This window comes from Mesorhizobium sp. M8A.F.Ca.ET.181.01.1.1, from assembly GCF_004792025.1.
Classification (GTDB): Bacteria; Pseudomonadota; Alphaproteobacteria; order Rhizobiales; family Rhizobiaceae; genus Mesorhizobium.
The window spans coordinates 867,596-880,385 of record NZ_SRTV01000002.1 but is presented as its reverse complement, the minus strand read 5'-3'; the positions used below and the strand labels follow the sequence as shown (position 1 = coordinate 880,385).

Below are 12,790 nucleotides of genomic sequence, written 5' to 3'. Positions count from 1 at the left end.
CGCGCGGGCTCAGGATCGTTGGATTTAAGTGTAAGCTCTGAAATCGTCATGTGTCGAAGCCCTCAAAGGCTCCGAACATCGTTCCTCACGACCACGAGCGAAAGGTGCCACCGGAACAGCGCTTACGCTTCACCAGCAGCATCCATGCCACGACAACGATAGGGAGAATGATGACAAGCCGTATCATGCGACACTCCGTTCAGCGCATTTGCACCTGCCCCGTTATGTAGGAAGCGCCTTCGCGGATTTCAGCACGCAGGCTCGGAGCATCATCCACCACGGCTGAGGTCCAAAAACGGAGTTTTGTCTTTACTGGCGCAACAAATATGCTAACCGGAGCGCCGTGCCCTTGTAGCTCAGCTGGTAGAGCAGCGGTTTTGTAATTCGCTGGATCAATCGGCTAAGGCCCTGAAAAGCCGCGACGTTTTTCAAAGCCGGGTTTCAGGGGTATACGTACGGGTAAATGTGCCGCCTTAGCTCAGCTGGTAGAGCAGTAGTTTTGTAAACTATTGGTCGGGGGTTCGAGTCCCTCAGGCGGCACCATCCGACTTCCTTTGCCACCACGGGAGAAGCTCGATCGGATCGAACGCGAATGTTTTTGCTCTTTCGAGTTTCGGCACGGCGTCGGTCCGCACCTGCTCAATGCTCCAACCTTGATAATACGGCTCCGCACCGGCCTTGAACGCGGCGAGCAGCTGTCCCTCATCCGATTGAGTGAGCATACTGTCCAATTCTCTTATTGGGCAAAAAATTGGATGCCGTCTGTCGTCATCGATCATTTCCGGCTCTTTTTCATCGGCAATTTTCCTCGCCTCAGAGACGAGACTCTCACGGAGCGGCCGCGACATCTGGGTCCACGCATCCATGGTGAGAACCACTGCCGGAGCATCGCCCGCGACATCAAATTTAATTATTCCTCGACGGACATGCGAAAAGAATCGCCAAAGCTGAAAAATTGCCTTTGCGATCTGCGCATAGCCCTCTTTTGCGCTTTCCAGAGGATCGTCAGCATACTGAGCTTCAAAGGTGAGTTTGGTCGCTTTGCATTCAAAGACGGCGACGATGCGACCATCCTGCATCAAAAGGACATCGGGTGTGTCTACCGGATTCTTTTTGTATCTATACCTTAGGGGTGGCGCACAATCGAAGCCGGGACAATGGGCCTTAATCGACCGCCGAGCATACTCCTCAAAACGAGCCGTAGCGTCATTAGTAATCTTCGTGCCGCCGCTTTGGAGATCGTAATAGAGGCCCATAGTCGCCCGCATGACGACCAACGCCGGCAGAGGCGCAATGTATTGTTTTCGCAGTCCCAAATCTCGGCTGACGATAGGCCTAATACGCAGATAGCTAGGTTCGTAAATTACCGGCAGCGGCGAACCTGCACTTGTTTCGAACTTGTTCAAAAGCTGACGAGATTCATGTCGAACAAACCAGATATCGCCCGCGAGCAGCTTGAGGCTACTCTCAATTGCCTCCTTTGATATTCCCAAGAAATTCATGTCACCAATAGGAGGGGACCATGGGCCGCGCATCAAATATGCAAAGTATGCGAACGCTACTCCTAGGAAATTTGCGACGGAGACCCTATACTTCGTCTCAAAATAAGTGGCACATTCCCCCTGGCCGTATATAAACATATATCGGTAGATGTCGGTAACACCGGTGAATCTTCGTTGCCATCCAAACTGACGGTGGCCGATGCGGTGGACCTCCATCAAGACGTTAGTATCGTCGACACGTCCGGGTGTCTCATCATCTTCGACGGTACGCAGCAGGTTCACGATATCGGCGACGGTGTTGAATTCTCGTAAGTTCAACACGTTGGTTGCAAATCGGGCCTTTGGAGTGTTGAAATCGAGGCTTATAAGAGTCTCAAGGTCCCATGGGTATGCGTAGTATTTCGAGGTCAAATCTCGCGTGACAGCTTCCTTAGGGTGATTCAGAAACCTTGTTGCCTGCGCGCTTCGGCCGTCTTGGATCGCGTGGACCGCCCAAATCATGCAAAGGAAGTTTGCATCGTCCATTTCGGACAAGTGCCTTCTGAGTAGCGGTAGCGCCTTCCCCGAAGTGATTTTATTTTGCCGACTCGCCACCTGACGACCTCCCGGCTTATAACCAATGACAATCGGCAGCCGTTCTATTCGTCCCGGCGATCCGGAGGGCGCTCCTCATCAATGAACCGGCGGATTATCCAGTGCCACACCTGTGTTGCATCAATAAATGGCTCGAGTTTAAGCTGTTTCTTTTTCGACAGGACCGCTACATCGGAAACATCTAGCGCAGATACTACATACTTCTCGTCCATAACAATCACGTATCGCGATGTCATCCTAAGCAGGTTGTATTCTTTTGTATCGCCATCGCGAAGCTTAATTATATAATTAGCCCGAAAGTGCGCTATATCGCCATTCGCCTCAACAGCCCCTGTGAATGCAACAGATATAACCAGCCAAACACTCATGAATATTTCATGCTTCAGTGGATGCTTTTCAAGAATCCCTCGCTGTTGAGCCCACCCGTAAAAATCGGATAGCGTTTGCAAAAACGTGAATACAATTACTATTGGCCAATATGTCGAAAAAATTATTGCCAGCGCGATAAGGAAAAGTCCAACTTTAATTCCAAACGCATGATTACCATTTGGCTGGAAAACCACATTAAAAGGAATTGAGATAAATTTGGGAACGCCAACGTCCGCTCGGCGCAAAAATATTCCCACCGCATAAATAGCGGCCAGTATCGGCACGAACTGAAGCGAGTTGGCAATAACATCGCTTACCGAAAAGAACGTGAGCAGCTTAAGGTCAATTTGCCAAAAAAAACCCACTTGGCGGGCGACTGACAACACGACGCAATATGCTGATGCGGCGGCGATGACGGAAGGAATATCGGAAAAGCCGAGCGTCGCCTTTTCAAACGGTGCATGTTCCATTGACCCTCCAATGTCCAGTCTCACGACCTATTTACATCACTTGGATCGGATCTGGAATCAATTGATCACCAGCGAGCATGGCGATCGTTTTACCGGCCGCCAATCTCTTTTTGGTTGCTCGCCTTGGTAGGACAGACACTGGATTTCACCCCAAACATTACCCGGACGGGGAAAAATCCGGCCGGTGGCGTCGGTTGCCGTTGAATTTACTGCACATTCATCGACAACTCACTTACCCAGCCTCTGTTTGAATGTTTGCTGCTCATCGTCAAAGGGCGCGGGTGATTTGCATATACTTCTCGACAGCACTGGCGAGCTCTTCCGGAAATTTTGCCGCTATCTTGTGTGCATTCGCCACGGCGAGACTGCGCCGTTTTCGCTCGTCTGCGCTTAGCTCATCGTGGGGTGTTAGGCTGTACTCAAACGACGTTGCATCGATCAACGCGTCCCTTGCGACCTTGATCTTCTCGGCAACCTCTCGACCAAATAGGAAGCGTGCACGCCTCCCGACTTCATGAAGTTTTGTGATCTGCTCATTGTGGTGAATCCTCTTTTCGAGCTCATCCCCCTGCACAAGCCAGAATCCGCGTACTGCTTCCCGCGCGTCGTTGTAGACAGCGAAGCGTTTGTCAAAGAGATCAACAATCAGCTTCTCGTGAGCGACGCGCCATTGCCGATAGGCGATCAATGCCACCATGAAGCCAACAAACAGTGTGGCTCCGGCTGAAATTATCGGCCCCCATTGCGCCAAGCTGTTCATCTGACTGCCCCCGGCCTCACATCAACCATATTGCGCCGCGCTCGGTTTGCGCTGATCTTCCAGCGGATTAGGAATAGCCACGCTTATGTATCTCGTGATGGCGCCTGATTTTTTCAGGCAATATCGTTTCAACGCCCTCAACATTCGTCCAGGCGCCAAAAAATACCAGTTGCGATCCAGTGGGCGCACAAAGCCCTCTTCTGTCGGCCCCATGTTGCTCTGCTGCTGCCGCCTCCCATCGGGCAATGGACAAATCCGTGCTGTTGCAATGGACTAATAGCTCATTGATCCACACTTTGGAGGACAGACCATCGATGGAATTCGTTGGAGACCATGCAGCCGGACGGTCGAATTTGTGTGACGGTTCCCTCTCCAATTCACGCAGCAAAACCGGGCGAAGCATCGCTGCTATATGCGCAGTTGCCCAACGGCCTAATTCGGGATGAATCAGGAATTGCGCTCGAATGCCGCAAGGACCGTTGAAGAACCAGTCAAAGGTAATAGGACGCACCGAAAATGGGAGTTTGACACGCCAGCATTTCACTAGCCGATCATCGTTCGCAGGTTCTCTGACGTGTTCGCTAGGCGAAATCTCTGCACAAATGGCCTCCGCAATTTCGGTGAACGCCGGGGAAGCTTCGAGGTCAAGCCGTCGCTGCTCATCAAAGTCAGCGCGAAAATGCCATTCCTCTGATCGCTTAAAGGGATGCGAAACCATGGCCGTGTGCGGAGGCCTCCTCTGCTCCATTCCTTGAAATCCAAGCATCTCTTATGGCGATTAGGCTTTTACGACAATCGAGCCGAGGCGGATTCGACAGCAAAGTGCATATTGCGCATTATAGCATTTGAATCGGGGGGCTTTCATGGTGTGGCGTCCATCCTTCGCTGCAGCGTCGGTTGCCATCGCAGTTCTGTTGGGAACAGTCACAGGTTCGCCAGCCTCAGACCCGAATAGAGCCATTACAGACGAATTCTTCGCTGCCCTTGACTTGAGCGATCCCTCGAAGCCGTTTGATGCCGCCGCCCGCAAACGCATAGCGGCGGTCTCTTATGCTTACTGGCAGGCAATCGACTCGCTTGTTCCTCGACCGTCACCGGCAGAGTTGCAGTGGCTCCACCAAGAGCTTTCCACCTCTGACAGCACTCGCCTGTCGCGAACCTTATCGACGCCTGTTTATGCTCTTCAAGAACTATCTTTTACTACAAACAACTGCATGGAGACTTCAAAGGCTTTAGAGGGCGCTGTTGGCGGCGGGAAAACATTTGAATTGTACCTTTGGCTCAAATTGACCCAATGCTATGCGTATCCCGAAGACATCAAGACCTTCGAAATCAATGCTGGCCTAAAGCTCGATTTGTATCATTCCGTTCCCCGTGGTCTTGTTTTCAAGGTGATAACCGGGAAAGTGGCAAATAGCATCTATGCCGAGCAGTAGAATAAATACCCCTATGCTTCCCCTGCCCGCCCTTTTTTGCTCCACGAATTCGTCAACCCGCTGAATTCGTTATATTTCCTGGCTCAACTGGCCAACTTGGCATCCGTTCGGGTATTTGATGCTCCGATCAACGAACCGGCTTCGGTGCCCTCGCCGCATATTCTGCGGCCAACTCTGCAAAGCCTTCGGGATCGGACGCGAGCGCCCTTTCGACGTAATAGAGTTCTTCGCCCTGCGGCGGTCGCTTAAGCTCGGGTGAACAAACAATCTGCCCGGCTGCGGTCAGCACATCTTTGAAAAGCATCGATCCGGGGAAATAGCCGAACATCGCCTTGCCTAATCCCTTGGTTGATGCCTTCGGCATTTGGCTGCGCAACCAACCGGCAAAAGTAGTGATGTCGGCAGCGTCCAGATAGAGCGTTGACCGGTCCCCATAAACGTTGCGGTCGGCGACGTGGACGTTGGTAATCGCGGTCGTCGCGTCCAAATTCTCAACGCTGATCGCATGTGGGTTGATATGCGGATCGTTGCTTTTCTGTATCTGCAAAATCTTGTTGTCGCTTAGCAGCACATACAGATTGGCGCTTTTGACAAAGACTAGCTGTGTGGTCATCGCGCTATCCAACGTCGATGCTGTTGCGGGTGCGGTCGCCGGGGCTAGCGAAGTCAATGGAAGGGCTGGCGCTGGAATCGTCCACGTCAAAGATGATTGCGAGCCGCCCGCGTTCGAACGGCAGGCTATCGGATAGATTGCCGTGATCCGGTGCGCTGCAATTGCGAAGATTGACGATTGCTCCGTCTAACGTCTCCGCCTCAAGCTTGGCGTTGCGAAGATACACGATCTGCATTTCACGTCCCTCCGATTGTGTGGCGAACCACTTGGTATTGTCTGCTCCGCGCCCAATGCGCTATTGCATCCGTGTCTAGGACCAGCATCGACATTCCATGCACCGGCAAAGGAAAGCCGTTGTAATCCTGTGCGTAGTGGAGTTGGGATGAGGTCCAGCCCATGATGTCCAACGCAAATTCTTCCGCGACGTATTTGCATCTAGGAACCGAAATAATTGTCATTGCCGTTCCAAATACCTTGTCCATTTTTCGGCAGCTTGCGCGTCGGTGTCGCTCGCTAGGATCGTGGGCACATCGCCGTAAAGAACACGCCGGATATCGCCTCTTAGTCCCTCGCCAATCTCGTCCGTGCTGTTGATCGTTGCCGCGTAATCAAACGTGGGTTGGTCTTCCCGCCATGCCGCAAACCAAGCTCTTTGTTCGTCGTCCAACCGGGCGAGCGGCCCGGCTTTGCGACGAACGGCGTCGAATAGAGCTTCGAGGCGTTTCCGTTCATCGCGTAGCGCCATCGCCAACAATCGCTTCTAGCTCGATCAACTTCGCGCGGATTTGTTCAAGGTCTTCAATCTCGCGAAGGTTGCGGAGCGCGGTGGACAAATCTTTGCCTTCGGTCGCGTCCAGATCGCCGTTACGCAAAGCCTCCATAATATCGGCCGGCGTGAAGTCCTCAAATTCAATGGTGCGTGACGCCGGAACGATCTTTGAAATAACAAGCTCGACTGCCCATCGCTCGCCTTTGGTCAGCGCTTCCCGCAGTGCTGCAATCGCGTCACCGCCCATCGCCTTAATTTGCTCCAACGTGGCCCGGCTTGCCTTCGCCCTGGCACCGACTGGACGACCGGTGTTTCCCGGACCGGACGTGAAGCGACCGCATTGGTCGCGGCCTTCAATGACCGTTAATGTACGGGACGGAACGGCGGTCATGCTAAATCCAAGCTATGTTGCAACCGCGCTCATTGAGGAACGCGGCAATTTCGGCCGTTGAGGTAAGCGTGGTGTGCCCCTGTCGTTGCGACGGTCGCGGAAAGCCGTGGCGAACGCGCCACTTCTCAATCAAGCGGCGATCCGCGTTGAACGTGGCCTGTATCTCGGCAGCGCTCATCGTCGCTTTTGTAGGCAAGGCCACGGTGTGAGAAATGCCGATCATGCTGCGGTTTTGCCCGTTGTGAGCAATTTCCAAGCCTCATCCCGCGAAAGGTCCGTCGCCACCGCCACAACGTCGATGATCGATTGCGCGGTGCTGCGAACCGCATCGACCGTGTTAGATCGAGCGCGAAGCGCGGCCAACGATTTCTGGGCGGCTTCCATGGCCGCTTTCTCATTGGCTCCAAATCCGACCGGGTCCGACGCTGACGGCTGTATCTGGTAGTCAGCCTGTAAGCCAGTCCGGGCGATATGACGTTTGATGGAATACTGATCTTCGATGATCTGCCAGACCGCGTCGGGTGTGCTGGCAAAATAGGACCGGCCGCCTTCCATCAGCGCCGCGAGTTCCTCCACCGACGCGCGCTGTGCAAATGCTGCCTGTCCAGCGGTATCCATCGCGTCGAAACGGTCGCGTGTTTGGGCGCGCAACGGAGCGTTGCCGGGATCGACGCCAAGAGCGGTCGCATTGGCCGCAGCTGCCGCACGTCCTTCGGCTATGCCGGCTGCGGTAAAAGCCTGAAATGGCTTTGCCATGATGTCGGCGGCAGCTTTGCGGTTCGCATCGTTGCGCGCTGCCGGCTGATATTTGGCGGCACTGAAGGCGACGTTCTCACCGAACGCCTTTAGCGCGGTGACGACGCCGGTTGCCTGCGAAGCGAGCGGGCTAGTGCTGGCAGACAGGGATGCAGTGACCGCTGCTACGGCGTTCCGGTCGCGGTCCCGGACGGTAAGGATTGATGCGTGGTCTGTGGTGGCGAAAGTGGTTTCCATGATCTGCCTCGATATCTAGCGGTGATTTGCAGTCAGCATCCCCGTATATTTCCGACCTGTCAAGCATATGTCGCCATGTCCCCAAGAAAAATAAGCAATCATTAAATATACCTTTGACGATCATCACAAAAATACTTTTGACGAATCCACCAACGACCATGACAAACGACCGCAGCGACGAAGCATCGAATCGTTGAACCGATGCTTTCCGCGATCATATCGCAACGAATTCAACGCGTTATGCGAAGCTTTGAGGCGCTGACCGGCGCTCGGGTTTGCGGACGGGTAATTTGTAGCAATTTGACGGGCCGTAACGGCAACTAGCGAGGGGCGCTCTATTCGCTATGATCGCGCTTTGATCCAAGACGAATCATAGCGTCTGTTTTTGTAGGTTTTTCAATGGTTTGTGGTCTATCCGCTATGATCGCTATGATTTTCTCTATATTGGAAAAAGAAAGAATATATAAATACAGTAATTACTATAATTACCGGTAGCCCGTCCCGGTATGCCTAGGGTAGGAGTGGGGAAAATCCTAGCGATCATAGCGGCACGTCCAAACGTTTGAAAACATTGCCCTTTTAGCCGCTATGATTGGCCGCTATGAAATTGCCGACCATAGCGGTTGTAAATTACACAATTACTCGTATCCCTGATCGCGTCCATAATTGGCAGCGACGGCCAACGGATTGGTGTTCCAGAGAACGCCACGCTTGTTCGGGTTGGTTGCATCGTCTTGAAAATAGCCGCGCCCGGCTTGACCGATCAGACGGTATCCGAGCGCCTTCAACGCCTCGCCAATCGTGCGCGGCTTCGCATCCTTTCGCTGCTCACGCATGAAGGACGCGAGCGCCGCCGTGTTGATCCAGCCAGCGCGGAAACCGTTCCGCAGATCGTCCACCGCTTCCGCGATCATCGTTTCAAGCCAGCCTCGACTTTCGATCAAAGCTTCTGCGGTGCTGCTTGTGGCCGGCGCTCGCGTCGGCAGAGCGCCGCGCTCGATTGGGTAGGTCAAGAGATAGTTGGCGACGATCTTCAAGCCGGTCTTGTGGTGGCCGGACTGATGGTCGCCAAGCCATGCGTAAAGACCGTTAAAATAGGCGTCGTCCATTCCGCGCGACCGCAGATCGTCTAGCGTCTGGATTGGGCTATAGAAAACTGCAAAGCGCCGCCCATTGGCGGTGATCGGAATTGCGTCTTTGTGGTTGGAAAAGAACATCCAATTCGACGGCGTGTCGGCCATCCGTTGGTTGACACCCTTCCCCTCTATTTCAAGCTCTGTTTCGGTGATGAACGGTTTGAGCGTTTCGACCATATCGCGCTTGTCGTCGGTCTTGATTTCATCGACCAAGAAAAACAGCCGTCCATCCATCCAACCGTTGAATTTGCTGCCGCTATCGTTCAGTTGCTTGGCCTTCGGCTGGTAGAAATATTGCTTGTCGATGGCATGGCGGATCACTTGTTTGAAAGCGTTCTTCCCGACGCCTTCAACGGATTGGATCAACGGTGCCCAAGGGATTTTGTGACCGGGAAAGCGGGCATTGTGCGCGAGGAATTCGAGCAAGATGCGTTGATCGCCGGCATTCGGCAGGACCAACGCCAAATGACGCAAGAATGGCGTGGGATCGCCGGCTAGGGTTTCGACGCGGGCCGGTACATAGGTGTTGAGATAAGACCGCCCGAGCCCATCGCCGGTTATTTCGCCGGTTGGCAGATCGGGACGAAAGCAAGTGCCATCGACTTTCGGCACCGTCCAAACTGTCGAGCGCGTTGCGGCCTTCCATGCTTCATCGGTCGCTTTGCCGATTACGTCGATGATGAACCGTTTGCCGCCGTATGTAGCGTTGAAGCTGCCGACATCGTACCGAATACCGCGCGGTCCAATGATGCGGTTTTCGGGGCCGATCAAAACGCAATCACGAAACCAATGCTGTTGCTCTTGCGGTGTCAGAAAGTCGCCAAATTGGGGCGATGCTGCGGGCCGATGCTGCAACTGTACAGGCGTTGCAGTCGCACCGGCCGGTAATTGGTAAGATGACCCACCGAATAGCGTTTCGGCCCGCAATGCCGGGATGCGACGGACAAGCGACGGCCAACCAAGTTCGGTGTTTCGGATGCTGGCGATTTGCTTGCGATCATCGCCCGGATCGTCGTCTTTGTATCGAGCGCAGAACGCCATCAACATGGCGTCGATTTCATCGGGCGTTCCGTGCGTCCATGCCGCCTGTTTTGCAGCCGCCAACGTCGATACCCAGGCGCTGCGGTCAAAATCGTTGGGATCGACCAAATCCAAGGCGTGACGCACATGCGCGAGCGACGGGGCGGCAAGCGAGGGGTCGCCAAGCTCATGCCGAACGCCCTGCCCTCCGTCAGTCACTTTGACACCAGCAAGGGCAACTTCAAGGTAGGCAGGATCGAGCCGCTTCCCAAGGCCGCCAAGCGCCCAACAGTTGACCATGTGAGGCGCGGACGGGTTCTTAAGATGCAGCGTCCCGGCAAGGCGAAGCACCCGCGACGGATCGACAACGGCTTTGTCGCCGTCGAACATCTGGCGAAGGCGCCGATTGATTGCCGTGGCGCGTTCGTTGCCGGCGTAGGGTTGAACGCACCAATACACATGAAAACGTCCCTGCGATGATTGCACCGCAAACGATGGTGCCGGGTTGAATTGCGAGGCGCGTTCGTAGTTCTGGACGGCGCTAAGGTTGTCGAGGTCAATCACATGAGCGCGGACGGATTGAACGTTCGCCAGCGTCAACCCGTTTCCATCCATTTCGTTGCAGTTCGCGAAAACGCCATAACCCTGCGATTGGTGGTGTAGGATGGTCGTCCAAAGTTGTTGCAAGGTTCCGCGCGTCGGTATCGCGGCTTGCCCCTTGTCGGTGTCGTGGATGAAACGAATATTGACAACAACGTTGCTTCCATCGTGCTGTCCTGTGAGCGCGGCGATATGTGCGCTAGCGCAACTATAGTCTTGCGCGACCGGGTTAGCCGGTGCTATGGCGTTCATGTAACTTAACTTTCTGCAATCGTCTGCGAACAACTGATTTGCCCGGTGCCTCACAACGCGCCGGGCTTTTTCTTGCGTCTCAAATATTTTAACCGCTGCTCTGCCTAAAAAAATTACGCGATATCAAATGCTTGCGAGCGTGCAGCGGCCCATTTGCTCAATCCGGGGATTTCATCGGGTAAAAATCAGGCTGCATCGGCCCGCTGGCCGGCCGCAAATCGCTCGATTTCGAGCCGTGACCAGTAGCGGCGGCGATTGATCGTTCGTGCCGGCTTCGGGAAATCAGGAACGGGCGGGGTCGTCTTCCCTGTGCGGGGATCGGTTTCACCGTTCAGCCAGCGCCAGAGCGTCATATCGGAAATGCCGCCGCAGATTTGGCGCACGGCGGGTGCGGGAATAAGCGTGTCGGTTGCAGACATGGGGATGCCTTCAAAAATCTCTTGGGTTGTAGGGATTTTGCAGGCATCCACCCGCGTTCACCGCGTCTTCCTCGCGGCATTGGGCCAGTCCAGCCCCGGTTCACCGCCAAATCAGGGCGACATGGGAACCGTGAGCTAACGTAAGCCCACGGTCAAGAGCATGTTTTAACGATTTTTAAGGTTATGCACGCTTTGAAAGCAGCGTTACATTGTTTGCGGTAATAGCTGCTATGCGAGTTGCCCAATTTTCCAAAGCATCGCGCTTTTCGTCTTGGTAATCGTAGCGGTTGTAAATCGCGGCAACACCGCTCACTTTGCCGGTCTTGTGATTTAGAATTGCTTCGGTCACTTCCTGCTTGATTCCAAGCTTCGCGAGTTCGGTTGCGCATGTGCGGCGCAAATCGTGCAGATGCCAATCCGGCAACGCCGGTTCGCCGCAATGTTTGTCGAGCGCTTTCTTGCCATTGCTAAAGCCGCTGAACGGCGTCGTTGCGGTCGTGGTGAACACGTATTCGGACGGGTTGCCGTCTGCATCTGCGATCCGTGGCAATGCTTTGATGATCGTTTGCGCCAGCGGTGAGAGCGGCACAACATGGGGCCGGGAATTCTTGGTGCGGGAAGCTTCAAGCGTGATCGTGTCCAGATCGTCGGAAAGCTCGCGCCATTTCAATTCGGCAATTTCGTCGCGGCGCTGCCCGGTCAACAAGAGCAGTTGCGCCATCGGCCCGAACGGATAGCCGCACTTTTCCGAAGCCTTCCAAACGGTTTTGATTTCGTCGGTCGCTAGAACGCGGTCGCGGCTGTTCGGCTTGGCCGGTGCTTCGGCAAGCTCAATGATGTTTCGGCCCATGGCTCGCGCTACAGGCTTCCAACGGAAGAATGCAGACAGCACCGCGAAGGCGTTGCGACGTGCGCCCGGTGTGAGCTTCGCCAGAAGCTTTTCAACGTCGCGGTAATCGATCGTGCGAATGTCGGTGACGTGCTTCCAATGCGGCTTGATGTTGGTCGCTATGATGCGTTCGTATTCGTCTGCGGTCGATGCCTTTACCGCCCTACCCTTGAAGCCCGTTGCGCGAGCGGTCTTGATGAATTCATCAAACCACGCGCTGACACTCGTCTTGTCGATCTTCTGTTGCCGGGGATCGTTGCCGCGCTTCGCGTCCGCAATTACCTTTTCGGCCGCTGCCCGTGCCTGCGTGACGTTGAGCGCCTGCGTTGGCGAAATGAGGGTGCCAATGCGGTCGTCGGCACTGCCGATTTCGTCATAGCGTCCAACGGTCACTTTGGACGCCTTCCCGTCGATCTTCGTTCGCACCGCCCATGACAAAGCGCCGCTTGGTTGCATCACCAGATAGAGCCCGGCTTGGGCGCTGTCGGGTATCTCTTGCCGCGCTGTCGTCGGCTTCAATGCGGTAATGAAAGCGGCGGCTTTTTTGAATTGGCCGGGGATCGGTCCAAGCATCGGT

13 protein-coding genes and 1 tRNA gene are annotated in these 12,790 nt (G+C 54.5%); 2 read left to right on the top strand and 12 right to left on the bottom strand.

Features of this window, described 5'->3' with window-relative positions; genetic code table 11:
* The first annotated feature begins 467 nt into the window (after positions 1-467).
* Positions 468-543 (top strand) — tRNA-Thr (locus EN824_RS12690).
* Here EN824_RS12690 and EN824_RS12685 read toward each other — a convergent pair.
* From EN824_RS12685 to EN824_RS12670, 4 genes are all read right to left on the bottom strand, one after another.
* Positions 531-2,027 carry a hypothetical protein gene (locus tag EN824_RS12685; protein ID WP_135932350.1) on the bottom strand — a complete coding sequence of 499 codons (1,497 nt, stop codon included), beginning with the start codon at positions 2,025-2,027 and terminating at the stop codon, positions 531-533. The two genes, EN824_RS12690 and EN824_RS12685, sit on opposite strands and share 13 nt — an antisense overlap.
* Before the next feature lie 113 nt (positions 2,028-2,140).
* Positions 2,141-2,935 (bottom strand): hypothetical protein, encoded by a 795-nt coding sequence (locus EN824_RS12680; protein ID WP_135932349.1) that lies wholly within the window; start codon positions 2,933-2,935, stop codon positions 2,141-2,143.
* A 268-nt stretch (positions 2,936-3,203) separates the two neighbouring features.
* Entirely contained in the window at positions 3,204-3,695 is a 492-nt protein-coding gene (locus tag EN824_RS12675; protein WP_135932348.1) for a hypothetical protein, read from the bottom strand.
* Between the two features lie 67 nt (positions 3,696-3,762).
* Entirely contained in the window at positions 3,763-4,413 is a 651-nt protein-coding gene (locus tag EN824_RS12670) for a hypothetical protein (protein ID WP_135932347.1), read from the bottom strand.
* Positions 4,414-4,558: 145 nt separating this feature from the next.
* Here EN824_RS12670 and EN824_RS12665 point away from each other — a divergent pair, with 145 nt between their 5' ends.
* Positions 4,559-5,131, top strand: a complete 573-nt coding sequence (locus EN824_RS12665) for a hypothetical protein (protein WP_135932346.1) — start codon at positions 4,559-4,561, stop codon at positions 5,129-5,131.
* Between the two features lie 127 nt (positions 5,132-5,258).
* Here the strand turns inward: EN824_RS12665 and EN824_RS12660 are convergent, their stop codons facing one another.
* The 8 genes from EN824_RS12660 to EN824_RS12625 form a co-directional block, all read right to left on the bottom strand.
* Positions 5,259-5,744: a hypothetical protein gene (locus EN824_RS12660; protein WP_135932345.1), complete on the bottom strand. Its 486-nt coding sequence runs from the start codon at positions 5,742-5,744 to the stop codon at positions 5,259-5,261.
* Positions 5,745-5,748: 4 nt separating this feature from the next.
* Positions 5,749-5,979 carry a hypothetical protein gene (locus tag EN824_RS12655; RefSeq protein ID WP_135932344.1) on the bottom strand — a complete coding sequence of 77 codons (231 nt, stop codon included), beginning with the start codon at positions 5,977-5,979 and terminating at the stop codon, positions 5,749-5,751.
* A gap of 219 nt (positions 5,980-6,198) precedes the next feature.
* Positions 6,199-6,495, bottom strand: coding sequence for a hypothetical protein (locus EN824_RS12650; protein ID WP_135932343.1), 297 nt, complete (start codon positions 6,493-6,495; stop codon positions 6,199-6,201).
* The gene (locus EN824_RS12645; RefSeq protein ID WP_135932342.1) at positions 6,473-6,904 is read right to left on the bottom strand and encodes a hypothetical protein; all 432 of its coding nucleotides are present in this window, start codon (positions 6,902-6,904) and stop codon (positions 6,473-6,475) included. Before EN824_RS12645 ends, EN824_RS12650 begins: the two co-directional genes overlap by 23 nt.
* Before the next feature lie 219 nt (positions 6,905-7,123).
* Positions 7,124-7,897 carry a hypothetical protein gene (locus EN824_RS12640; RefSeq protein ID WP_135932341.1) on the bottom strand — a complete coding sequence of 258 codons (774 nt, stop codon included), beginning with the start codon at positions 7,895-7,897 and terminating at the stop codon, positions 7,124-7,126.
* 638 nt (positions 7,898-8,535) lie between these two features.
* Positions 8,536-10,905 (bottom strand): DUF5906 domain-containing protein, encoded by a 2,370-nt coding sequence (locus EN824_RS12635; RefSeq protein WP_135932340.1) that lies wholly within the window; start codon positions 10,903-10,905, stop codon positions 8,536-8,538.
* Between the two features lie 185 nt (positions 10,906-11,090).
* Positions 11,091-11,324 carry a hypothetical protein gene (locus EN824_RS12630; protein ID WP_135932362.1) on the bottom strand — a complete coding sequence of 78 codons (234 nt, stop codon included), beginning with the start codon at positions 11,322-11,324 and terminating at the stop codon, positions 11,091-11,093.
* A gap of 181 nt (positions 11,325-11,505) precedes the next feature.
* Positions 11,506-12,786, bottom strand: a complete 1,281-nt coding sequence (locus EN824_RS12625; protein ID WP_135932339.1) for a site-specific integrase — start codon at positions 12,784-12,786, stop codon at positions 11,506-11,508.
* Positions 12,787-12,790 lie beyond the last annotated feature (4 nt).